Raw genomic sequence first — 23,450 nt, 5'->3', positions numbered from 1 at the left:
TTGAGGAGCAACAGCTATGAACGCCCGTAGATTCGACGGCCGCGCCGCGGTCGTCACCGGGGCGGCCTCCGGCATCGGCGCTGCCATCGCGGCCGCGCTGATCGCCGAGGGCGCGAATGTGGTCGGCCTCGACATCGACGAGGCCGGCCTCCAGAAGAAGGCCGCCGAGCTCGGCGAGGCCTTCGTCCCCGTGGTCACCGATGTCACCGACGAGTCCCAGGTCGAGGCCGGGGTCGCCACCGCCGCAACCCGTTTCGGCCGCCTCGACGCTGCCTTCAACGCGGCGGGCGCGTCCCGCATCGGCGCGGTCACCGACCTCACCGAGGCCGACTGGGACTTCACCATCGACCTGATCCAGAAGAGCGTCTTCCTGTGCACCAAACACGAAGCGCGTCTGATGAAGTCGACCGGCGGCGGATCGATCGTCAACATCTCTTCCCTCGATGCCCGCGTTCCCATGCCCGGTGGCAGCCCCTACTCCACCGGCAAGGCGGGCGTGGTGATGTTCACCAAGAACGCGGCTCTGGAACTGGCCCAGCACCGCATCCGCGTGAACGCCGTCCTTCCCGGCCTGGTGGACACCCCGCTGGTCGCCGCGGTCATGGGCTACGAGCCCGCCAAACAGATGTTCCTGGACCGCATCCCGATGGGTGTCCCCGCCACTCCGGAGCAGATCGCGGGCCCCTGCCTCTTCCTCGCCTCCGAGGAGGCCTCCTACGTCACCGGCATCGACATGGTGGTGGACGGCGGCTGGGAACTGAGCAACTTCCCCAACTTGGCGAAGCTCGCGGGCTGAGCCGAGACCCCGCCCTGGGCCCCGAAACACGTTCCAGCCCAGGGCGGGTTCGGTCATATTCCGGTGGGGGTGGGCAGGACCGAGAGCTCGGCGCGCGGGCCCAAAGGGCCAAAAGCCGAAGAAACAAAGACAAAGGATAAAGACGCCTTGAGAAGCGAGATGCCCATGGCACGCGCAAGTCGCTGTCGCACTGACGGGAATCTCGGTGCAGGTGTGCTGGATTCGGCAATGACAAGTGAGCCAGCGGGGGCCGGAGGTGGTTGCGGGCGGTCACGGTCGCGGCGGTAATTGCGGTCCAAATGGTGGCTGTAGGGGCGATGGCCGTGCCGAGCGCGGCGGCGGCAATATTGCTGTGGACGTGTGGGTTCGGGGATCAGTGGGGGGTTTGCGGTGGGGTTGTCTGTAGAAGGTGATGCGTGCAGTCCGTGGGCCGGGATCGGCGGGAGACGGTTCCCGAACTCGGCGTCAGCTCAAGTCCGGTAGGGCAGGCGACGCAACCACACCTCCCCGTCCCTGCGCACACCAGCAGCACACGAACGGTCCGGGGATCACGCTGCCCGTGAACCCCACCTTCGGCAACTGAAATCGATCGCAGCGGCGACCCACTGCCCCACGTGATGTCTATCGTTCACATGTGGGGTGCCCGTGGGGTCAAGACGTTTCGGAGCAATCCATCCGGTCCGCCCCCGATACGGGGAATCTTTGCCCATGACAACGGTTCTCCAGCCGTCGAGACTGTCATTCACGAGCGCGTGGCAGTGGTCGCATGCCAAGGTCAGGTTGTTCAGATCCGTGGGCCCGCCTGTGGCCCAGTCGGTGACGTGGTGCACCGCGCACATGCTCGCGGGTGCGTCGCATCCTGGTCGGGTGCAGCCCTTGTCGCGGGCGATCAACGCCAACCGCTGGGCGGGGGTGGCCAGGCGTTCGCAGCGACCCAGGTACAGCGGCAGTCCGTTCGCGTCGAGGACGGCCAGCACCGGGCGGGTGCCCTCGGCGAGTTTCAATGCCTCGTTGATCGAGACGTGGCCGCCCGAAGCGGTGGTTGCGACTCCGGCTCCGCGTTCGAGGTCGGTGAGGTTCATGGTGAGGATGGCCTGTACCGGCAGGCCTCGGTGGGAGCCGAGTTTGGCGGGGTCGACGCCGGGCTGCAGGAGCGCGAACAGGGCGTCGTGGGTGCGCTGACCGGCATCGCGACGGTCACGACGCGCCGCGGCCTCGAGCACCGTCGAATCGACCACCTTGACCGTCGCCGCAACACTGTCGGCATCGTCGATGTTGCACATGCCCGGGCGGGCCAGCTTGGCGAACACCGCATCCAACAACGCCCGCAGTTCGGGGGTGATCCAGCCCTCGATCCACGACATCCCGTCCACCCCGGGACGACCCAGGATCAGACCCCGGCGACGACGACGGTCGGCGTCGGAGACAACCTTCCCGTCCGGGTCGACACGAGCGAGGATGTCACGGCCGATCTTGGGCAGGTCATCGGGCCACCCGACCCGCGAGTGACCGACGAGGATGTCCTCGGCCTCGGCGCGGGTCTCGGTGGGGATGTCGGTGGGCAGGTGATGCATGACGTCGATGATGTTGCGGACATGATCACGCGAGATGTCGCCTGCTTCATAGGCTTCGGCGGTCTTCTCCAATGTGGCCGGGTGCAGGTGGCCGGTGGGTTCGAAGAATTCTCCGCACTGGCGGGTGATCTTCACTCGCACCGACGCGTCGTACCTCGACAATCCCAACGTCTGCCGCAGGAACGGCACCACATCCCTGGCCCCACTGCCTTCGGGCAGCGAACGGTTACAGGCTTCGATGATCAGGCGTGAATCCAGCGCGGACAGTTGGCGTTTGCAGGTTTCCAGGCGCTGCATCAATTCCACGACATCAGCGTCGGAGAACGGGTTCAGGTTGCCGTGGAGGACGGAATTCGACAGGGTTTCGACGGCGGCCGCCAATTCGGCGATACCGCACGTGTCGAGTGTTTCCCCCTTCGGGTCCATGTGCCAATTCTACCGCTGATCATGACGCAAAAGAACCCGAATTACCCTGTACGCCTTACTATTTCACGAATATTTTTCGTTCGAAAGCATCATGGACGTCGACGCGCCAGGCTTCGTGCCCGCCGCCGAATTCCGGGCCGAGCGATTGACATCGGATCTCGAAACCGATCACGCTCCCGAATCTCACTCGGACGCAATGGAACACCCGACCCACATCGCCGCCATCCCTCACCACGCCTCACCCGAGTCAGGGTGAGCCATGGGCCAGGACCGGATCAATGCGCACCGCCCGAGTGGCCCGCTTCCGCTGCGCCCGCGCCCCTCCGCGTGGCGCGCGCACTTGCCGGCATCGCGGGCGGTTCCGCGTTGGCTCCTGGTGGGAGTCGCTGTGCTCGTGGTGTTGTCGCCGATCGCGGAGTCGGTCTACGTCGCGCTGCACGGCATGGGCCATGGGACAGATCTTGCAGATCATTGGCGGAACCGTCCTCGGTCATGGCTGACCAACACCACCGCCTGCCGACTCGAATAGCCGACCAGGTCCGGGCCGGATCAAGCGTGGGTCCGGCCGGTGGGGAGCAGCTCGGCGATGAGTTTCTCCACGCGCGTGCGGATTTCATCACGGATGGGGCGAACGGCCGCCACATCTCGGCCCGCGGGGTCGTCGAGTTGCCAGTCGCGGTAGTCGACGCCGGGGAAGTACGGGCAGGTGTCGCCGCAGCCCATGGTGATGACGACGGTGGAGGTCTGCACGGTGTCGGGTGTGAGGATCTTCGGTGTCTGAGCGGTGATGTCTATGCCGAGCTCGGCCATCGCCTCGACCGCGGCGGGGTTGATGGTCTCGGCGGGCGCGGTCCCGGCCGACCGGACCTCGATCGCGTCCCCGGCGAGGTGGGTGAGGAAACCCTGGGCCATCTGGGAGCGTCCGGCATTGTGGACGCAGACGAACAGCACGCTGGGTGTGGCGGTCATCGGCTGGGCGGGCCTTTCAGGAGGTCTGGACGTTGCGGGGGTGTGACTATGTCGTCCGCCGGTACGGGATCGGGGTAGAGCAGCCCGATCAGGACGAAACCGAGTGTCGCGCCGAGAATTTGGGCGGCGATGAACGCGGAGACCGATGCGGGGGCGATTCCGGCGAAGGTGTCGGAGAAGACGCGCCCGACGGTGACGGCCGGATTGGCGAAGCTGGTGGAGCTGGTGAACCAGTAGGCCGAGCCGATGTAGGCGGCGACGGCTGCGGCCGAGAGCGCCGCACGGCCGGTGCGGGCGAGCGCGAAGATAACCGCGATCAGTCCGGCCGTGGCGACGACTTCGCCGACCAGATGGCCGGTGGTCACGCGGTGATGGGTGGCGATCTGGACGGCGGGCTGGTCGAACATGATGTTGGCCAGCACCGCCCCCGCGATCCCGCCGGGGACCTGCGCACCGATGTAGGCCACCAGGTCGATGGTGCTCAGCCCGGTGCCGCGGCGGCGTCCGGCCCACCAATCCGCGGCCGAGACAACGGGATTGAAGTGCGCCCCGGAAACCGGGCCGAGAATCAGGATCAGGATGCCCAGCCCGAACACCGTGGCGGTCGAGTTCTCCAGTAGTTGGAGACCCGCATCGTGTGCGGACAGTTGCTGGGCCGCGATCCCGGAACCGACCACCACGCACACCAGCAGGCCGGTGCCGACGAACTCGGCCAGCAATCGTCGTCTCAGCGTGTTCATCGGACCATCGCTTCGGGGAGCGTGATGTCCAGCAGCGCCGAAAGCTGGCGCAGCGCAGCGGGTTCGACCCGGTAGTACACCCATGACCCGCGCCGCTCGCTCGTCAGCAGCCCCGCCTCGCGCAGTACCCGCAGGTGATGGGAGATGGTCGGCTGAGAGACGTCGAAACCGTCGGAGATGTCGCACACGCAGGCTTCCTGTCCGGTATGGCTGGCGATCACCGACAGCAGCCGCAAACGGACCGGGTCCGACAACGCCTTGAACACCGCCGCCAGCTCCGACGCGGCCTGCGCTGTCAACGGTTCGCGGACCAGGGGCGTGACCTCACACGCGGGTGGGGTCACGGCCAGCGGAAGCACTCGTTTCGACACCCGTCGATATTGATGGATATCGAATTCGCGGGCAAGCGAACACCTGGTGAACGACTCGGCGCCGGCTCAGCCGCAGCAGGACGCCCCCGCGGCCACGGCATCCGCCTTGGCCGCGTTGCTACAGCAAGCCCCTTCGGCGGCGGCTTCCTCCACGGTGCCACAGCAGACCGCCATGGCCTGTGTGTCGTCCGTGACCACTCCCGAGGCCGGAACCGGTGCGGTGCCGAAGGTTTCGCTATCGGCCAGCACTGTGTAGACCTCCCAGCGCTCGGTGTCGGGCGCGGTGACCCACACCTTGTCCTGGGTGGCGAAGCAACAGGTGGTCGCGATCTGCTCCTCGGTGAACATGCCGGCCTCGGACAGCCGCGCGATCTCGGCGTGCACCTGGTCACTGGACTCGACCTCGACCCCGAGGTGGTCGAGGCTGCCACCGTGCCCCGGATTCTCGATCAGCACCAGCTTGAGCGGCGGCTCGGCGATGGCGAAATTGGCGTAACCGGGCTTGCGCTTGGCGGGCTCGGCCTGGAACAGGGTCGAATAGAACGCCACCGCCTGGTCGATGTTGTCGACGTTGAGAGCGAGCTGAACACGGGACATGAGACCGCACCTCCACTTGTGAGACATATGTCGAAGAACTGGTGTGACCGAGTCTGCGCCACTATTTCGACATATGTCAAGAAGGTGGGTAATCTGGTTCGCATGCCCAAGGCACTGCCCGTGATCGACATGTCCGCCCCGGTCTGCTGTGCCCCCGTCGCCGCCGGCCCCGTCGACGACGCCGCCGCCCTGGAAATCGCCCTGCGCCTCAAGGCCATAGCCGATCCGGCCCGCGTGAAACTCCTGTCCCTGCTGCTCGCCAGCCCCCTCGGCGAGGAGAACACCGGCGACCTGGCCACAGCTGTCACCCTCGCCGAATCCACCGTCAGCCACCATCTCGGCCAGCTGAAGAAGGCCGGCCTGGTCGAGTCCGAACGACGTGGCATGAACACCTACCACCGTGCCCAGCGCGACTCCCTCGCAGCCCTGTGCGTTGTCCTCGACCCGAACTGCTGCCGCTAGCCCCGGCCGTCAGGATCCGAGAACGGCCCTGGTGGCCAAGTGTTTTCGATGGCTGTCGTAGTGCTGCCCCGGATGCCGGTAGATATCGGCGAGCGTCGTGTAGTGGCTGAAATAGGGATCCCGCCGATCCGGACAGGGCATCCCTCGAGCGCTCGGCCGCGGCCTCCCGAGTACTGATGCCGATGGGAGGGCGGGAGTCGTGCCGGTACGAATGCACTGGCGCGGCCCGCCTTTCGTGATTCAGCCGCGCCAATGCGTACCCGTCGTGTTCGCGTCAGTTGTGGACGCCGGAGCCGGTGGCGGCCTTGTCGTAGATCTGTGCCATGAGGCAGGTGGGCTGGGGGTCGCCACCGCAGAAGGCCAGGACCAGGAAGCCCAGCGGGAAGAGGATCGGCGCGGTCAGGGCGTCGGTGAGGGCCGAGCCGGTGGTCGCCACCGGGGTCGCGACGACGGGCTGGACCGGGGCGGGAGCGGGCGCCGCGGCCGCGACGGCGGTGGGTGCGGCCGCGGCAAGCGCGATCGAGACGAGGGCGGCAGCGCCAAAACGCCTGGCAATGTTCACTATTGGCCTCCTGGCCGGAGAGTAGCGATTTGCGAACACTGTAGTTCGTGAAAGCTCGATATGAAGTGTCATTGCTTCAAATTGGGCAGGTTGCCCGGGTGGTGCGGGCATCCGGTCGGGGATGTCGATACCGGCCCGTCCGTGTGGGATCTGTGCTTGGATACGCGGACCCGGGCGGCCTGGCGGGCGGTCCGGCGCGACCTTCCATCTGGAACAGGTTTCACTCGGTGAGGTAGTCCTGACCAGGGATTATCGGTTTCGCTGCCCTGAGAATTCGGGGCAGTTTCCCGAATCGAGGCAGGCGGGGTGAATGGGTTTTGTACACTGCCCGCTGAAGTGAATAGATGACACTTCAGATCCAGATTCGAGGTACCCATGAAGTCTGCTACACCGGGGGAGTTCGTAGTCCGCGCCGCCGCGGCTCTGATCGGCGGAACGTTGCTGTTGGCGGGGGTCACAGGATGCGGCAGCGACAAGTCGTCCGAGGGGTCGCAGAGCGGCACCAGTAGTTCGGCCGTCACTTCGGCGCCCGCCGCGAGTTCGACGGCCGCTCCCGCGCCGACCACCGTCGCGCCCGCACCCACCACCGAGGCGCCCGCTCCGCAGCCGGCCGCAACGGAACCGGTCGCGCCGCAGCCGGTGACTCCCGAAGTCGTCGCACCCCAGCCCGTCGCCCCGCAACCGGCCGCGCCCAAGCCCGCGCCGCAGACGCAGCAGCAACAACAGAAGCCTGCGCCGCCGACGCTGGACGCGCCGGGATTCGAGCCGCGTGCGGGTTACTGAGGAAGCTGGACAGTCTCGTGCTGGGTAATGGTGGGCGGTGGCTGTGTGCCACCGCGGTAGCGCTCGCGGCCTCGGTGTCGACCGTGGCCGCGGCGAACGCGGATCCGGCCTCGCCGGATACCGCCCCCGCGGGTAAAGAGCTGGTAGTACTGGGTGATTCGTTCTCCGCGAATGCCTGGGACTTCTTCGACGAGGACAACAGCTGCCAGCGCCACGGCCGGACGGCCTGGCCGGTGCAGCTGGGCCGGCTCATGGGCGTGTACGGGACCGGCGAGATGGCCGATCCCTCCTGCCCAGGCGCGTCGATCGACAGCGGCCCGGGGTGGAGCCTGGCCCAGGAGGCCCAGAAAGCGGACAAGGCAGGCGCTTTCGGGCCGAATACCAAGGTCGTCACGCTGCAGTTCGGGCTCAACGACAAGTGGGGCAAGAACGACCAGACGCTCTGGAAGTCGTTGCAGGGCTGCGTGTTCAACCTCGTCGACGGCTGCGATCCGGAGTCGATCGACCAGGGCCGGATGCCCGACTACAACGGTGTGTCCGGGGCGTTGATGGCCAAGCGCATGAGCAATGCGGTCACCTACATCAAGTACTACGCACCGAACGCCCGCATCGTGTTCGTCGGCTATCCGGAGTTGTTCACCCCGGGCAGCAGCACGGTCTGTCTCAGCATCGGCGGCGTCGCGCCGTTCATCCAGTCGCGCGGTCGCGCGGTGGTGGAGTACTTCGACCGCATCGACCAGGCGCAGCGCGAAGCCGCCCAGTTGCTGGGCATCGAGTTCCTGGACTCCCGCGCACTCACCACCGGTCACGGGCTCTGCTCGTCGCAGCCCTGGCTGAATGGCGTGTTCGATCCGCGGACCGATCTCGACGGCCTGTTCTTCCATCCGTCGAGCCAGGGTGACGCCGTGGTCGCCAACGCCATCTACGACCGATACGGGCACTGATGTCATCGAGATTCCGTCGATCGGACCGTTGATCATCGATAGCCTCCTCGTCGAGTTTCCCGATTGTCCAGGGGTTTTGCGGTTTGCTGAATCCCGCACCCCGGCCCTCGGGGCCTCTTGTACACTCCGCGCAAAAGTGAAAAATTCACCGTTCAATTTGCGATTCGAGGGTTTCATGAAGTTCCGTATCCCAGGCGCGCGCACCGCGGTGGCCGCCATCGGCGGGGTCGTGCTGATCGGCGCACTGGCGGCGTGCGGAAGCGACAAGGCCGCCGACACGCCCACCACCCCGGCGAGCACCACCGTCGCCGTCGTGAGCAGCTCGGCCGCTCCCGCGAGCAGCGCCGCCCCGGCGCCGAGCGCGGCCCCCGCACCCGCCGCGGCCCCGGAGGCCACCACCGAAGCACCCGCCGCGCAGCCGGTGGCCCCCGCAGCGCCCGAAGCGCCTGCGGCACAACCGGTTGCGCCCAAGCCCGCGCCGCAGACCCAGCAGGCGCCCAAGCCCGCGCCGCCGACCCTGGATGCCCCCGGGTTCGAGCCCCGCGCAGGCTACTGACGAAACCGGAGTACACACGTGTCGGGAAACAACGGTCGGTGGCTGTGTGCCGCCGTGGTCGCGTTCGCCGCGGTCATGACGGGAACATCGGGGGCGCAAGCGGATTCGGTTCCGCAGGGTAAGGAACTGGTCATCCTGGGCGACTCGTTCACGGCCAACGGCTGGAACCCGCTGTCCCAGGAGAAGAAGTGCGACCACGGCGACACCGCGTGGCCGGTGCAGCTCGGCGAGCGGATGGGCGTGCAGGGCACGGATCAGATGTGGAACCAATCGTGTCCGGGCGCGTCGTTCGACACCGGGGACGGGTACACCCTGAAGGTCCAGGCGGCCAATGCCGATAAGGCGGGCGCGTTCGGGCCGAACACCAAACTGGTGACACTGCAGTTCGGGCTCAACGACTTCTGGGGCGGCGCGAAGCAGTCCCCGTGGAGTTCGATCGAGCACTGCTTCTACGACGTCGTCGGCGGCTGCGGTCCCGACGCGGTGGCCGCCGGCCGGATGACCGACCCGCAGAACGTGACCGGCGCCGAGTACGCCGCCCGCATCGGCAAGATCATCACCTACATCCGGTACTACGCCCCCAACGCGCACATCGTGATCGTCGGCTACCCGGAACTGTTCCGGCCCGACCAGGATTCGATCTGCTACGACATCGCGGGCATCCAGGCCACCCAGCCGCGCGGCCGCACCGTCGTCGAGTACCTCAATCGCCTCGACCAGGCCGGGCGTGAAGCCGCCACGCAGCTGAACCTGGAATACCTGGACGCCCGCGCGCTCACCGCCGGGCACGGGCTGTGCACACCGCAGCAGTGGGTCAACGGAGTGTTCGACCCGAAAGTCAATATCGCCGGGCTGCCGTTCCACCCCGCTCCGCAGGGCGACGCCGTGGTAGCAAACGCACTGTACGAGAGGTATGCACGATGACCCGCCCGCCCGAAGTCGCCCCGCGCGAAGCCACCGCCGCGCTCGGGGTGGAGCAGTACACCACCAAGCTCCTCCAGCCCGGCCAGGCCACGCGCGCCGCCGAGCCGGTCCGGGCCGCCGAACCGGTCCGGACGAAGGGCCTCACCGAGTCCGTCGCCGAGCGCGCCCGGCGGGAGCGGCCCGCGCTGCCCTCGCTGACCGGCGCGCGGTGGTGGGCGGCGTTCGCTGTATTCGTGTTGCACGCCTTGGTGTTCCTGCCGGTCTATCCGTTCCAGAAGTCCGCGCTGTTCCGCCACATCCACGAGTGGATCCCGATGCAGCTCGGGGCCGCGGGCGTCACCTTCTTCTTCGTGCTGTCCGGCTTCATCATCTACTGGTCGTTCCGGCCGGGCATGTCGGTGCGCGCCTTCTACCGGCGGCGGGTGCTCAAGATCTATCCGACGCACCTGCTGGCCGCCGCCGCCTTCATCGCGGCAGCGAGCGTGCCCCTGCACCGCGCGGTGGTGTGGGTGCCGAACCTGCTGCTGGTGCACACCTGGGTGCCGAAGTGGACCACGGTCGGCGGGCTGAACGTCCCGTCCTGGTCGCTGGCCGCGGAAGTGCTGTTCTACCTGAGCTTTCCGCTGCTGCTGCCGCTGGTCATGCGGATTCCGACCCGTCGGCTGCTGCTGGCCGCGGGCCTGCTGATGCTGGGCATCGCCCTGCTGCACACCTCGTACTTCCTGTGGGTGGACGGCCCGAAGGGCATCGCGAATGCCTTTGCGCCGCGGCTGGTTCCGGGCAACGCGTCGCCGCACTACGAACTGCACGCCTCCCCGGCATGGTTCCAGCAGCCCGACATTCCGGTGTCCCCGTCGTACTGGCTCAGCTACACCTTCCCGCTGTCGCGCCTGCCGGAGTTCTTCCTCGGCGTGCTGGCGGCCCGCATGGTGCTCGAAGGTCGTTGGCGCAATACCAATCTCGCCTGGCCGCTGGTCGCGCTGACCGTCGCGTACGCGGCGACCTGGGTGGTGCCGGTGAACTACAAGATGTCGGTGCTGCTGCTGCCCCCGATGACCGCGGTGGTGGCCACCATGGCCGCCCGGGACCTGGCCGGCATCCGCGGCCTGAACTCCCACCCGCGCATGGTGTGGCTCGGCAATGTCTCCTTCGCCTTCTACCTCATCCAGTTCCCGGTCATGGTGCTGGTCACCCGATACCTGATCGGCGGCAGGGAGTTCGGCATCCTCGGCTGGGCCGGCTTCTCCCTGCTGTGCCTGGTCGTGTCCACCGCCCTCGCCGCACTGCTCTACCACTGGGTCGACCTGCCCATCATGCGCAACTTCGCCCGCTCGAAGCGGGACACCCGCGCAAAGGTCTAGCCCAGGCTCAGCCTGTTGCTCGTCAATAGCTGTACTTGCTGATCGACGTTCCCTGCGGCACAACGATCCCCATTGCTGGTCGTCCGTCCAAAAGCCGGGTGGTGTTCACCACCCGGCCATGGGCAGAGCGGTGATCCGAAACCTAGAACCTGTTCTATTCGGGGCGCACTTCGGTAACGACCCGCAAAGGAACATGTATGCGCCACAAAGGCGTTGGAATCGGCCACAGCAAAGTATTCGCTATCACGGCTGCGGCCGCACTGGCCGTGCTGGGAGGCTCCGCGGTCACGCCGTCCGCGGCGCATGCCGCGGTCACCAGCCCGAACCTGATCGTGGACGGCGATGCCGAGTCGGTGGCGCAGTGCTCACCGAAGGGCCTCGACGGCATGACGCTGCCGGGCTGGAACATCGGCAAGGGTGAGCCGAACGCGGTGTGCTACGGGCAATCCGGATGGCCGGACGCGTCCTCGCCGGGTCCGTCGAACCGGGGCTCGAAGTTCTTCGCCGGCGGCGGCACCGGCAGCTCCGAGATGGATCAGACCGTCAGCGTCGCGGGCGCGGGCGCGGCCATCGACCAGGGCCGCGTGAGCTTCGACCTCAATGGCTGGCTGGGCGGATACGGCGCGCAACTCGACCGTGTCAACATGACGGCGACATTCCTCAGCGCGTCGGGGTCCCAGCTCGGCTCGGCCGAGTGCGACGACGTGAGCAGCATCGACCGCGGCCTGAAAACCGGTCTGCTGCAGCGTGATACGAAGGGCACCTTGCCGAAGGGCACACGCTCGGTGAAGATCCAGCTGAACTTCACCTGGACCGACGGCGACACCAACGACGGCTACGCCGACGACCTCTCGTTCACCATCGGCGCCGCGCTGCCCGCGCCGCAGCTGTCCGCGCCCGCCTCGACGGTGCCGGGTTACGACCACGTCTTCGTGGTCTACCTGGAGAACCAGGATTACGACGGGCTCACCGGCATCATCGGTAATCCCCAGGCCCCCTACATCAACGGCCTGCGGCCGCAGGGCGCGACGCTGAGCCAGTCCTATGCCACGACGCATCCGAGCGACCCGAACTATGTCGCGCTGGCGGCGGGCGGACTGTATGGGCTGGTCGACAACAGCGTGGGCGCGACGACCCTCGACGCGCGCCACATCGGCAACAGCGTGGATGCCGCGCACAAGACCTGGAAGGGCTACGCCGAGGACGCCAACGGCAATTGCGACCAGGCCTCCCACGGCCAGTACTACCCGGATGACCTGCCGTTCTTGTACTTCCAGAACATGAAGTCCAACCAGGCTTATTGCGCGGCACACCTGCAGCCGCTCACGCAGATGTCGACCGACCTGCAATCCGCCGCCGCCACCCCGAACTTCGTCTGGTTCGCCGCCAACGAATGCCACAACATGGAGGGCTGCGGCGTCGCCTCGGGTGACAGCTGGCTCAGCGGCACCCTGCCTGCGATCCTCAACTCCCCGGCGTGGAAGCAGCAGCGCTCGCTGCTCATCCTGACCTGGGACGAGGGCACCACCAAGGCGTTCGGCCCGTTGTTCCCGAACCGGGTCCCGACCATCGTGCTCGGCTCGCAGAACTCCGTGAAGCCCGGCTACACCAGCTCCCAGCGCACCGACCAGTACGGCTTGCTCCGCACCATCGACACCGCCCTCGGCCTGCAGCCCCTGACCAACAACGACGGTTACGCGGCCACGGTGAACGACATCTGGTCCGGCCACTGACGGTCCCGTCGCTCGTCCCGATGATCTGACCGCGCAGGCACACCCGGTGTGCCTGCGCGGCGTCTTCCGCGCGACGCGCGGCAGACTGGGCGGATCGCGAGGTGCGGGATCCTGTCGGTTCGCGCGGCTAGTCTGCGGGGATGGTCAAACCGGAGTCGGCGCTGCGCCGCTTGATGCGCGATACGGGAAAATTGCTGCAGCCGTATGGGTTTGAGGGGGCGGAGCCGACATGGGTGCGAGGGATGCCCGGCGGTACGGCCACCGTGGCGCGGACGCGGACCTTCCGGACGTTCACCGGTGGACAGCAGATGCTCCGATTCGGGCTGGGCGCCTGGGCGACCCCGACCGCGTGGTGGGAATTCCGCAACTGGCGCAACGAACGCCTGGGCCTTGCACCTCTCGCGATCGAGACCGCGGCGGGGCCCGGCCTGCTCCCGGGCGAGGGCCTGCCCGAGGACCCGGAGCAGCTGTGGTCGGTGCGCCTCGACCCCGACCAGCCGGGTCACGTCCAGCCCGGCGATATCGATCTCATCCGCGCAGAGCTGCCCCGGCGCGTCCACGCCCACGCCCGCCGCGCGCTGCGCCTGCTCGACCAGGACAACTATCTCGAAGAATTACTGGCGCAACCGAATCCGACCACCGCCACCTGGGAGGCCATCGCCGTACTGCTCGCCGAGCACGGGCCGAGCTCCCGCCTCGACGACGCTCTGGAACGCCTGACGCGCGCGGCGCGGGAGCAACCCGACTCTCGCACTCAGGACGTCGTCGACTTCATCGCGGCCCGCACTTTGTCGAGCCGCTCGGCCTAGAAGAACACCCGTCCGCACCCGAGGCAGAGCAGGGCGAGCAGGTCCGTCAGGGCTCGCCCGCCATTGCGGTGGATCAGACTGGAAGCGGGACGCCCGGGCGACGAGCTGGCGCACGATCAGCCTCCGACGCAGCTGCGCCCAGCCGGGGCCGTCAGCCGGCGCCACCCCTGGCCCCGATACCGGGGGCAAGGGGTGTAGGGGCAAGGGATTTGCCGGGTACGAGTCGGCCGTTCGCTGACCTAACGTTCAGCGCCGCAGGGTAATCAGTTGCGGTAGCTCTCGGAGGAATCGGCGTGGTTGTGCAGTCGGCCGTCAAGGCGGACGTCGCGGGGACGGGTGAGCCGCGATGGAGTCCGTTGCGGCGGATGGTGTTCCGGTATTCATTCGTGACGCTGGGCGTCGGAATGGCCGGGGTGTGGGTGCTGCACATGCTGCTGCGGTCGGTGGGAGTCTCGCAGCAGACCGTGGTGGGTGTGGCGAAATGGACAGCACTGCATCCGCTCACGGATTGGCTGGGGGAGCATATCTTCGGCGTCCATGTCGACTGGTCGTTCACGGGAAGCGGTGATACCGCGGCGAATTGGGTGTCGATTTTCACCCTGCTGGTCGTCGCGGCGCCGGTCACGGCGGTGTGGTCGGTGCTGGATCGGCGGCGGCCGGACTATGCGCGGCTGTACGCGTGGTTCCGGGTGGTGCTACGTCTGGCCCTGATGAGCGCCCTGCTGCTGTACGGCGTCACGAAACTGTTGCCGTCGCAGATGGCGTTCGCGCTGGACCGGCTGGTGGAGCCGTTCGGCGATCTCAGCCCGATGGCGGTGTTGTGGTCGCAGACGGCCAGCTCCGAGCCGTACGAAATCGCCTTGGGTGCAGCGGAAGTCACCGCAGGTCTGCTGCTGATCCTGCCGTTCACCGCGGGACTGGGTGCGCTCCTGTCGGTCGTGGTGACCCTCCAGGTGTTCCTGCTGAACCTCACCTTCGATGTGCCGGTGAAGATCCTCTCCGGCGAGCTGCTGGTGTATGCGACGGTGCTGGCGGCCCCGGACATCGGACGCACCGTCCGGGCTCTGGTCGGCCGGGCGGTGCCGGTGCGCGTGCCCGAGCCGCTGGTCTCCTCGGTGCGTGGGCGACGAATCCTGGTGGCGGCACAGGCGATTCTGGGGGTGTGGATATTCCTCACAACTCTCGCCGAGGGCCATGATGCCTGGCAGGCGTACGGGAACGGCCGGCCGCACTCGCCGCTGTACGGGATCTGGAACGTCACCGAATATACCGTCGCGGGCCAGGAGGTCCCGGCGCTGGTCGACTTCCGGTCCTCGCCACCGGATGGGCAGCTCGCAGGTCCGCTGGACCGCTCCCGCCGTCTCATCTTCGACGTCCCGCAGGGCGTGACCGCCCAGCGCATGGACGACTCGCTGGTGTCATTCCCGGTGGAGATCGACACCGATCTGCACACCGTGACCATTACGAGGGATCCGGCGCACCAGTGGAAGCTCGCGGTCCTGAATTATGAACAGCCCCAGCCCGATCAGCTGATATTGAACGGTCAGCTGGCCGGCCGTCCGGTGCATCTGCGCCTGACCCGCGTCGACCTCGACCGGTTCCGGCTGATCTCGCGCGGATTTCATTGGGTCCAGCCCGTCCCCTACCTCCGTTAGTGGCGGCGTGTTCGTTGCGACGCGCCGCATGCCGGGTGGATGGCAGGCTGAACGTTCACCGGTGGACAGCTGACGCGCGCGGCGCGCGAGCACCCCGACTTTCGCACTCAGGACGTCGTCGACTTCATCGCGGCCCGCACCTTGTCGAGCCGCTCGGCGTAGAAGAACACCCGCCCGCACCCGAGGCAGAGCAGGGCGAGCAGGTCCGTCAGGGCCCGCCCGCCATTGCGCTGGATCAGATACGTATCCATATTCCCGCCCAGTGTCACGCGGCGTTCCCCACAGTCGGGGCAGGGCGTGGCCGGTGGCGTAACCCGCTCGGGTTCGGTCTTCTTGGAGAACACCGCGCTATTGTCGCCCGGCGAGCCTATTGCTGCCCGGCGGAGCGCTGATACTCGCGCCAGGCCTTCTGTGTTTCGGTGAGTTTCGGCTTCGGTGTGCGATTGCGGAAGAAATTGACCACCATCACGACCGGCAGAATGAACGCCTGGAAAAAGATGAGGTAGGAGCCGCCGTCGAAAAGGAAGGCGAGATAGAAGGCGTAGCCGAGATAGACCGCGCCGAAAATGCCGTTGATCGAGCGTGAGGCGCTGCTCTGCCCCTGTCGCACCACCGCCAGCGCCAGCATGATCACGCCACTGAGCGCGAGCAGGCCCACATACCAATTGAACATGGTTTCCCCCGAAGACAATTCGAGCCCAACCGTTCGGCTCGGGCCGCGCCGAACCATAACACCGGCCGGGACCGGGCGCCATCGATAAATCGATGCACGCCCGGTGTCTCAGCGCCGTGGAATGGCGGGGGTATCCCAGGCTCGGGCGTAGCGGGTCTTGTCCGCGGACTTCATCGGCTTGGAGCGGTACACCACGTACGGGCGGACGAGGTAGCCGATGGGCGCGGAGAACATGTGGACCAGGCGGGTGTAGGGCCAGAAGGCGATGAGGGACAACACGATCAGGCCGTGCGCCTGGAAGGTCCAGGGGGTGCCGACCATGAGGTCGGGGTGCGGATGCAGGGTGAACAGGCTGCGGAACCAGGGGGAGACGGTCTCACGGTAGTTGTAGGTGCCCCAGAGCAGGTTGCTGCCGACGGTGTTGAGCAGACCGGTGATCAGGGCGGCGGCCAGCAGGATGTACATCACCTTGTCATTGGCGGTGGTGGCCTGACGGACCGCGGGGACGGTGACGCGGCGGTAGAGAAGGATGCCGATCCCGGCGATGACCGCCACGCCCGCAACGGATCCCGCGGAGACGGCGACCACGTGATAGGTCTCCTCGGAGATGCCGATGGCGTCGGTCCAGGACTGCGGGATGAGCACACCGAGCACGTGCCCGCCGATCACCCCGAGCATGCCGAAGTGGAACAGCGGGCTGCCCAGGCGCAGCAGCCGCGACTCGTAGACCTGCGAAGACCGTGTGGTCCAGCCGAATTGGTCGGTGCGGTAGCGCCACAGGTGCCCGAGCACGAAGGACGTGAACGCGATGTAGGGCAGCATCAGCCAGAGCGCGGAGCTCATCGGCGGGCCTCCGATCCGGTGAAGGCGAGCGGGTCCATGGCGAAGGGCTCGAGTCCGACTTCCTCTTCGGGCGGGCCCTGGGCGGCGAGTTCGGCGATGCGCCGGCGGTCGGCGGTGGTGACCGGTGGCAGGGTCGCCACCACCGACGCCAGCACCCCGGCGTAAGGAGATCCGCTGTCGGAAAGTGACAACCGCAGCAGTTCCAGCACCGGGACGTGTTCACCCAGCAGTCGTTCGCCTCCGACGGGATCGACAGTGGCGGCGAATTCGAGCAGCACGGGCAGGTGGTCGGGCAGTTCCTCGTCGCCGAGCTCGACCCCGGCGTGGCGGTAGGCGTGCTTGAAACGCAACAGCGCCATCCCGCGCTTGCGGGTGTCCCCGTAGGCGTAGAAGGTCAGGTGCAGGCTGGCCCGCCGGCGCATGTCGAAGGTCTCGACATACTCCTGGGCCAGTGCGATCGCATCGCCGGTGCGCAGGTGCGCGAGAAACCCGGCCAGCAGCGGACGCACCGTATCCGGCAATTCCGCTGCGGCGGCGTCGAGTTCGTCGAGCATGGCCAGGGTCTGCGCGTTCGGATAGTCGAGTAGCAGTGCGCCCAGCCGCCACACCAGTCGCCGATCGCGTTCGCTCATGGCAACGGCGGGTGCGGGCCGTCGCCGCAGTTTCAGCAGGCTCATCGCGGGGCTCCGGTGGATTCCGTTGCAGCGGTTTCGAGTTCGTCGATCATGGCGCGTGTCCGCGGGTTCGGGTAGTCGAGCGACAGCGCGTTCAGCCGCCAGGCCTGCCGCCGATCCTCTTCGTGTGCGGTGACGGCGGGTTCGGTGCGCCGTCGCGGCTTCAGCAGGCTCATCGTGTGGCTCCGGTGGGTTCCGGCTCGGTGGCAGCAGCGCCGTTGCTGACGCCGTCGACACCGGAACCTTGGTGGCCATTGCCGTTTCCGTTGCCGGTTCCGGACGTGGCGGTGGATACGCCGGCGCCGCTGCCGTTCGCTCCGTTTCCGCCATGGCCATTGGCACCGGAGCCATTGGTGCCGGTTTCGGTGGGCACCAAGCCTTTCGTGCTCTTGCCGTCCCAGTTCAACAGGTTGATGCGGTTGGATTTCTGGTCGGGGGAGGCATCGTTGGTGTCGGTGAGGTGGAATTTGTCGGCCATGTAGTCGAAGGCCGTCATGCCGGGGCCGCCGTCGGTGTCGAGCGAGCATCCCGTGGCGAGGGAATCCAGTTCGTGGGCACGGGAAGTCGCGCCGGAGGGGATCACGTACCGGTGTTCGTACTTCGCGATGGCCAGCAGCCGGTACATGGCTTCGATCTCTTCGGGCTCGAGGCCGACCGCGTCCGGAATGGACAGGTCGGGCTCTTGGCCGAGGTTGATCGAGCGCATGAACGACCGCATCCCGGCGAGCCGCTGCAACGAGGCACGGACCGGGCCGATCTCACCGGCGGTGAACAGTTCGGCCAAGTACTCCAACGGAATACGCAGAGCATCGATGGCGCCGAAGAGGTTGTTGTGGTTCTCCCCGTCGTGCCCGGTCTGGGTGAGGGTGTCCACCACCGGTGACAGCGGCGGCACGTACCAGACCATGGGCATGGTCCGGTACTCCGGATGCAGCGGCAACGCGATCTGGTAGTCCACGATCAGCTTGTAGACCGGTGAATCCTGGGCGGCCTGAATCCATTCCGGGGAGATCCCGGCTCGTTCGGCCTCGGCGATGACGCGCGGGTCGTGCGGGTTGAGGAACACCCCCAGCTGGGAGGGGTAGAGGTCCTGGTCGTTCTCCACCGAGGCCGCTTCGAGGACCTTGTCGGCGTCGTAGAGCATGACCCCGATGTAGCGCAGACGCCCGACGCAGGTTTCCGAGCAGACGGTGGGGATGCCGACTTCCACACGCGGGTAGCAGAACGTGCATTTCTCTGCCTTGCCGGTCTTGTGGTTGAAGTAGATCTTCTTGTACGGGCATCCGGTGACGCATTGCCGCCAGCCGCGGCACTTGTCCTGGTCGACGAGCACGATGCCGTCCTCGGCGCGCTTGTAGATCGCGCCCGACGGGCACGACGCGGCACACGAGGGGTTGAGGCAGTGCTCGCAGATGCGCGGCAGGTAGAACATGAACGTTTCTTCGAACTCCAGCTTGACCTGCTCGGAGAGCTTGGCCAGCAACGGGTCCCTACCCACCTGCTCCGGGCCCGACCCCAGCGAGTCGTCCCAGTTCGCGCCCCAGGTGACGTTGGTGTCCTCACCGGTGATCAGCGACTTGGGCCGCGCCACCGGCGTGGTGTCCATCTGCGGTGCGGACAGCAGATTGTCGTAGTCATAGCTCCACGGGTCGTAGTAGTCCGACACCGTGGGCAGATCCGGGTTGGCGAAGATATTGAGCAGCCGCTTCATGCGCGACCCGGACTTGAGGGTCAGCCGGCCCTTCTTGTCGAGGGTCCAGCCGCCCTTCCACTTCTCCTGGTCCTCGTAGCGACGCGGATAACCCTGTCCCGGACGGGTTTCCACGTTGTTGAACCACACGTACTCGGTGCCGGAGCGGTTGGTCCAGGCCTGCTTGCAGGTGACGCTGCAGGTGTGGCAGCCGATGCACTTGTCCAGGTTCATGACCATGGCCAGTTGCGCCATTACGCGCATATCAGTACTCCACTTCCTGCGAGCGCAATCGGATACCGTGTGGTGACCTCGTCGGAGTCATGTCAGTACTCCACCTCTTGGTTGCGCTTGCGAATCGTGGTGACCTCGTCGCGCTGATTTCCGGTGGGGCCGTGGTAGTTCAGCGCGAACGACTGCTGCGCATAGCCACCGATGAGGTGCGAGGGCTTGATCATGATCCGGGTCAGCGCATTGTGGATACCACCGCGTTTACCCTTGCCCCGCTTGACATCCGCCGTGCCTTCGATGCGCGGCACGTTCACCGCGCGGTCCTGGGCGTGGTACATGAACACCGTGCCCTCGGGCATGCGGTGCGACACGATCGCGCGCGCCACCACGATGCCGTTGCGGTTGATGGCCTCGATCCAATCATTGTCGGCGACACCGATCTTCGCGGCGTCCTTGTCCGACATCCAGATCGCCTGACCACCCCGCGAGAGCGTCAGCATGTGCAGGTTGTCCTGGTAGGCGGAGTGGATCGACCACTTCGAGTGCGGCGTCAGATACCGCACGGTCACACCGTTCTCGCTCACCTTGCCGATACCCGGCTCGGCGAACAGCGCCGTCATGTCCAGCGGCGGCCGGTAGATCGGCAGCTGCTCGCCCAGCTCCATCATCCAGTCGTGATCGAGATAGAAGTGCTGCCGCCCGGTCAGCGTGTGCCAGGGCTTGGACCGCTCCACATTGATGGTGAACGGCGAATACCGGCGTCCGCCCGTCTCGCTCCCGGACCATTCCGGTGAGGTGATCACCGGAACGGGCCGGGCCTGCGTGTCGGCGAAGGTGATTCGCTTTCCCTCGTGTTCGGCAGCCAGGTCGGCCAGCTCGGTTCCGGTGCGCCGTTCCAGCGCATGGAACCCTTCCACCGCGAGCCGGCCGTTGGTGGTGCCGGACAGTGCCAGGATCGCCTCGGCCGCGTGGGTGTCCTTGGCCAGGGACGGACGGCCCTGCGCGACACCGGAAACCACAGTGCCGTTGACGCCGCGCAGGTAATCTACCTCGATATCGGGCAGAGTGGTGACACCCTTGGTGGTGAGTCCCAGCGTTTCGACCAACGGCCCGAGCGCGGCCATCTTGTCCGCGACGTTCGGGTAGTCACGTTCGACGACAACGAGTCTCGGCATGGTGACACCCGGAACGGGCTCGCATTCGCCGTGCTTCCAGTCCAGCACCCGCCCGCCGGCCTGCGCCAGCGCGTCGGCGGTGTCGTGCTGCAGCGGCACCGCGACCAGGTCCCGGCGCACGCCCAGGTGCTTCTCCGCCAGCCAGGAGAACCCGCGGGCAATGCGGTGGAAGGCCTCGAAATCGGTCTTGGCCTCCCACGGCGGGGAGATGGCCGGGGAGAAGGCGTGCACGAACGGGTGCATGTCGGTGGAGGACAGGTCGTGCTTCTCGTACCAGGTGGCGGCCGGGAACACGATGTCGGAGAACAGGGTCGTGGACGTCATGCGGAAGTCCATCGACATCAGCAGATCCAGCTTGCCGGTGGCGGCCTCGTCGCGCCATTCCAGTTCCTGCGGGCGCACCCCGGTGGTCTCTGTGGTCTGCAGGTTGGAGTCCGCGCCGAGCAGGTGCTTGTGGAAGTACTCGTTACCCTTGCCGGAGGAACCCAGCAGGTTGGCGCGCCACACCGTCAGCACGCGCGGGAAGTTCTCGGGCGCATCGGGATCCTCGCAGGCGAAGCGGAGATCACCCGACTTCAGGCCGTCCACCACGTAATCCGCGGGCGTCTTGCCCGCCCGCTCGGCCTCGTCGACGAGATCGAGGGGGTTGCGGTTGAGCGTCGGGTACGACGGCATCCAGCCGAGACGTGTTGCGAGCGCGATATTGTCGGCCGCCGTGCGCCCGGCGAAGGTGCCCTTGCTCAACGGCGAGGCGAATGACTCGGAGGTGAACGGGTCGTAGCGCCATTGGTTGTTGGCCAGGTACCAGAACACGGTGCCCTGCATCTGCCGCGGCGGCCGCTGCCAGTCCGAGGCGAAAGCCAGTGTGGCCCAACCGGTCACCGGACGGCACTTCTCCTGACCCACGTAATGCGCCCAGCCGCCGCCGTTCACGCCCTGGCAGCCGGTGAGCAGGGTCAGGGTGAAGAAGGAGCGGTAGATCTGGTCGGAGTGGAACCAGTGGTTGGTGCCCGCGCCCATGAGGATCATGGACCGGCCCTTGGAACGCTCGGCATTGTCGGCGAATTCGCGGCCGAGGCGTTCGGCCTGTTGGGCGGGGACGCCGGTGATCGACTCCTGCCAGGCGGGAGTGTACGGCTGGGTCGCATCGTCATAGCCGGTCGGCCAACTGCCGGGCAGGCCGGACCGGGCTACGCCGTACTGTGCCAGCAGCAGGTCGAACACCGTCGTCACCCGTCGTCCCGCGATGACGGTGGTCGGCACGCCACGGGTGAGGACAGCTGCATCGCCGCCCTCGGACCCATCCGGCGGCCCGTCGAAGCGGGGGAACTGCACGGCCGCAACATCATCGGTGCGCCTGTACAGGGTCAGCAGGGGATCGGTGTCCCCCAAATCCAGGTTCCAGCGCCCCTTGCCCGCCTCGTTGAAGCGGTGGCCGAGGGAGCCATTGGGCACCTGCGGACTGCCGTCCGCGTCCAGCAGCACCGTCTGGTGCTCGACGCCCTCACCGGTGCGGCCGAGATCGGCGGCGGTGAGGAACTTGCCGGGCGTGAAGGTGTGACCGCTGTAGTCGCCGTCGGTGGACCAGCCACCCTCGTGCTCGTCCAGCGCCACCAGGTAGGGCAGATCGGTGTAGCGCTTGACGTAGTCGTCGAAGTACGGAGTCTGCTTGTCCACGAAGAACTCTCGCAGCACCACGTGACCCATGGCCATGGCCAGGGCCGCGTCCGTACCCGGGCGTGCGGGCACCCATTCGTCGGCGAACTTGGTGTTGTCGGCGTAGTCAGGGGAGACCACCACGACCTTCTGGCCGCGGTAGCGGGCCTCGGTCATATAGTGCGCGTCCGGGGTTCGGGTTACCGGGACATTGGAGCCCCACATGATCAGGTAGCCGGCGTCGAACCAGTCGGCGGACTCGGGCACGTCGGTCTGATCGCCGAAGACCTGCGGGGAGGCGACGGGTAGGTCGGCGTACCAGTCGTAGAACGACAGCATCGAGCCGCCGATCAGCGAGATGAACCGGGCGCCGACCGCATGCGAGACCATGGACATGGCCGGGATCGGCGAGAAGCCCGCGACGCGGTCGGGGCCATACTTCTTGACCGTGTAAACGTGTGCGGCGGCGGCGATTTCGGCGGCTTCCCACCATTCGGCGCGCACGAACCCACCCTTGCCGCGCGCGGACTTGTAGGCCTCGGCCCGGTCCGCGTCCTCGACGATGGACTCCCACGCCAGCACCGGGTCCTTGAGCCGCGTCTTGGCGTCGCGGTACAGCTCCAGCAGCGTGCCACGCACGTACGGGTAGCGGATGCGCGCGGGGGAGTAGGTGTACCAGGAGAACGACGCGCCACGCGGACAGCCGCGCGGCTCGTACTCCGGCTTGTCGGCGCCGACGCTCGGGTAGTCGGTCTGCTGCGACTCCCAGGTGATCACGCCGTCGGAGACGTAGATCTTCCACGAGCACGAACCGGTGCAGTTCACGCCGTGCGTGGACCGCACCACCTTGTCGTGCGACCACCGATCCCGGTAGAACTCGTCGGCCTCGCGCCCGCCCACCTTGTGCAGGGTGCGCAGGTCACCGGACACCTCGCCGCGGTTGAAGTACTTCCCCAGTCGAAGCAGCGCATCGGCGGACGAGTGTCCGTTCTGCGTAATAGCCATAACGCCCCCTTCGAGCTGGAAAACCGGGCTGCTGGCTCGACTGTAGGGACGCCGGGGGAGGCATCAAAACGGTTTGCTCACAATGCTCGACGCGCGTTTGTGAGCTGTGAGATCGCCGCAATGTTCCGGTCACTGTGGGGTAGCGGCCGAGGTCACACCTTGCGATCGCGACCTGGGGAAACCCCTTCGCAGGCAGTGAAACAAGTTCCCGGAAGGGGCTTCCGGGGCAGTGGCGGTGAAG

At 66.9% G+C, this 23,450-nt stretch carries 23 protein-coding genes; 10 read left to right on the top strand and 13 right to left on the bottom strand.

Annotated elements, in window-relative coordinates; genetic code table 11:
* Positions 1–16: 16 nt before the first annotated feature.
* Positions 17–796: an SDR family NAD(P)-dependent oxidoreductase gene (locus ACQP1O_RS35440; RefSeq protein ID WP_433562709.1), complete on the top strand. Its 780-nt coding sequence runs from the start codon at positions 17–19 to the stop codon at positions 794–796.
* A gap of 548 nt (positions 797–1,344) precedes the next feature.
* Here ACQP1O_RS35440 and ACQP1O_RS35435 read toward each other — a convergent pair.
* From ACQP1O_RS35435 to ACQP1O_RS35415, 5 genes are all read right to left on the bottom strand, one after another.
* Complete coding sequence (locus tag ACQP1O_RS35435; protein ID WP_433562708.1) at positions 1,345–2,796, bottom strand: DUF222 domain-containing protein; 1,452 nt, start codon at positions 2,794–2,796, stop codon at positions 1,345–1,347.
* Between the two features lie 549 nt (positions 2,797–3,345).
* Entirely contained in the window at positions 3,346–3,765 is a 420-nt protein-coding gene (locus ACQP1O_RS35430; protein WP_433562707.1) for an arsenate reductase ArsC, read from the bottom strand.
* On the bottom strand, positions 3,762–4,505 hold the full coding sequence (locus ACQP1O_RS35425) for an aquaporin (protein ID WP_433562706.1): 744 nt from the start codon (positions 4,503–4,505) through the stop codon (positions 3,762–3,764). The genes ACQP1O_RS35430 and ACQP1O_RS35425 overlap by 4 nt, the downstream gene beginning before the upstream one ends.
* Positions 4,502–4,876: an ArsR/SmtB family transcription factor gene (locus ACQP1O_RS35420; RefSeq protein ID WP_433562705.1), complete on the bottom strand. Its 375-nt coding sequence runs from the start codon at positions 4,874–4,876 to the stop codon at positions 4,502–4,504. The genes ACQP1O_RS35425 and ACQP1O_RS35420 overlap by 4 nt, the downstream gene beginning before the upstream one ends.
* Positions 4,877–4,942: 66 nt before the next feature.
* Entirely contained in the window at positions 4,943–5,473 is a 531-nt protein-coding gene (locus ACQP1O_RS35415) for an ArsI/CadI family heavy metal resistance metalloenzyme (protein WP_433562704.1), read from the bottom strand.
* Positions 5,474–5,575: 102 nt separating this feature from the next.
* Between ACQP1O_RS35415 and ACQP1O_RS35410 the strand changes: the two genes are divergently transcribed.
* On the top strand, positions 5,576–5,935 hold the full coding sequence (locus ACQP1O_RS35410; protein ID WP_433562703.1) for an Rv2640c family ArsR-like transcriptional regulator: 360 nt from the start codon (positions 5,576–5,578) through the stop codon (positions 5,933–5,935).
* 274 nt (positions 5,936–6,209) lie between these two features.
* Here the strand turns inward: ACQP1O_RS35410 and ACQP1O_RS35405 are convergent, their stop codons facing one another.
* Positions 6,210–6,497: a hypothetical protein gene (locus ACQP1O_RS35405; protein ID WP_433562702.1), complete on the bottom strand. Its 288-nt coding sequence runs from the start codon at positions 6,495–6,497 to the stop codon at positions 6,210–6,212.
* 375 nt (positions 6,498–6,872) lie between these two features.
* On the opposite strand from ACQP1O_RS35405, the gene ACQP1O_RS35400 reads away from it, so the two are divergent.
* The 8 genes from ACQP1O_RS35400 (at position 6,873) to ACQP1O_RS35365 (ending at position 15,262) form a co-directional block, all read left to right on the top strand.
* Positions 6,873–7,280: a hypothetical protein gene (locus ACQP1O_RS35400; RefSeq protein ID WP_433562701.1), complete on the top strand. Its 408-nt coding sequence runs from the start codon at positions 6,873–6,875 to the stop codon at positions 7,278–7,280.
* Between the two features lie 17 nt (positions 7,281–7,297).
* On the top strand, positions 7,298–8,224 hold the full coding sequence (locus ACQP1O_RS35395) for an SGNH/GDSL hydrolase family protein (RefSeq protein WP_433562700.1): 927 nt from the start codon (positions 7,298–7,300) through the stop codon (positions 8,222–8,224).
* 175 nt (positions 8,225–8,399) lie between these two features.
* Positions 8,400–8,780 (top strand): hypothetical protein, encoded by a 381-nt coding sequence (locus tag ACQP1O_RS35390; protein WP_433562699.1) that lies wholly within the window; start codon positions 8,400–8,402, stop codon positions 8,778–8,780.
* 18 nt (positions 8,781–8,798) lie between these two features.
* Complete coding sequence (locus ACQP1O_RS35385; RefSeq protein ID WP_433562698.1) at positions 8,799–9,704, top strand: SGNH/GDSL hydrolase family protein; 906 nt, start codon at positions 8,799–8,801, stop codon at positions 9,702–9,704.
* Entirely contained in the window at positions 9,701–11,065 is a 1,365-nt protein-coding gene (locus ACQP1O_RS35380) for an acyltransferase family protein (protein ID WP_433562697.1), read from the top strand. The genes ACQP1O_RS35385 and ACQP1O_RS35380 overlap by 4 nt, the downstream gene beginning before the upstream one ends.
* A 197-nt stretch (positions 11,066–11,262) precedes the next feature.
* A complete protein-coding gene (locus tag ACQP1O_RS35375) occupies positions 11,263–12,798 on the top strand; it encodes an alkaline phosphatase family protein (protein WP_433562696.1) in 1,536 nt (511 codons plus the stop codon).
* Between the two features lie 242 nt (positions 12,799–13,040).
* Positions 13,041–13,607, top strand: a complete 567-nt coding sequence (locus ACQP1O_RS35370) for a hypothetical protein (protein ID WP_433562695.1) — start codon at positions 13,041–13,043, stop codon at positions 13,605–13,607.
* Positions 13,608–13,900: 293 nt separating this feature from the next.
* A complete protein-coding gene (locus ACQP1O_RS35365) occupies positions 13,901–15,262 on the top strand; it encodes a DoxX family protein (protein WP_433562694.1) in 1,362 nt (453 codons plus the stop codon).
* 107 nt (positions 15,263–15,369) lie between these two features.
* Here the strand turns inward: ACQP1O_RS35365 and ACQP1O_RS35360 are convergent, their stop codons facing one another.
* The 7 genes from ACQP1O_RS35360 to ACQP1O_RS35330 form a co-directional block, all read right to left on the bottom strand.
* The gene (locus tag ACQP1O_RS35360) at positions 15,370–15,606 is read right to left on the bottom strand and encodes a hypothetical protein (RefSeq protein ID WP_433562693.1); all 237 of its coding nucleotides are present in this window, start codon (positions 15,604–15,606) and stop codon (positions 15,370–15,372) included.
* Positions 15,607–15,629: 23 nt separating this feature from the next.
* Positions 15,630–15,920 (bottom strand): hypothetical protein, encoded by a 291-nt coding sequence (locus ACQP1O_RS35355; RefSeq protein WP_379379444.1) that lies wholly within the window; start codon positions 15,918–15,920, stop codon positions 15,630–15,632.
* A gap of 123 nt (positions 15,921–16,043) precedes the next feature.
* Entirely contained in the window at positions 16,044–16,778 is a 735-nt protein-coding gene (gene narI / locus ACQP1O_RS35350; protein WP_433562692.1) for a respiratory nitrate reductase subunit gamma, read from the bottom strand.
* On the bottom strand, positions 16,775–17,455 hold the full coding sequence (gene narJ / locus ACQP1O_RS35345) for a nitrate reductase molybdenum cofactor assembly chaperone (protein ID WP_433562691.1): 681 nt from the start codon (positions 17,453–17,455) through the stop codon (positions 16,775–16,777). The genes narI and narJ overlap by 4 nt, the downstream gene beginning before the upstream one ends.
* Positions 17,452–17,628, bottom strand: a complete 177-nt coding sequence (locus ACQP1O_RS35340) for a hypothetical protein (protein WP_433562690.1) — start codon at positions 17,626–17,628, stop codon at positions 17,452–17,454. The genes narJ and ACQP1O_RS35340 overlap by 4 nt, the downstream gene beginning before the upstream one ends.
* Entirely contained in the window at positions 17,625–19,397 is a 1,773-nt protein-coding gene (gene narH / locus ACQP1O_RS35335) for a nitrate reductase subunit beta (protein ID WP_433567895.1), read from the bottom strand. The genes ACQP1O_RS35340 and narH overlap by 4 nt, the downstream gene beginning before the upstream one ends.
* A 71-nt stretch (positions 19,398–19,468) precedes the next feature.
* A complete protein-coding gene (locus ACQP1O_RS35330) occupies positions 19,469–23,209 on the bottom strand; it encodes a nitrate reductase subunit alpha (RefSeq protein WP_433562689.1) in 3,741 nt (1,246 codons plus the stop codon).
* Positions 23,210–23,450 lie beyond the last annotated feature (241 nt).

Origin of the sequence: Nocardia sp. CA-151230, from assembly GCF_050942175.1 — a bacterium.
GTDB lineage: Bacteria > Actinomycetota > Actinomycetes > Mycobacteriales > Mycobacteriaceae > Nocardia.
The sequence above is the reverse complement of the archived record's forward strand: the minus strand, read 5'-3'. Positions and strand labels throughout refer to the sequence as shown.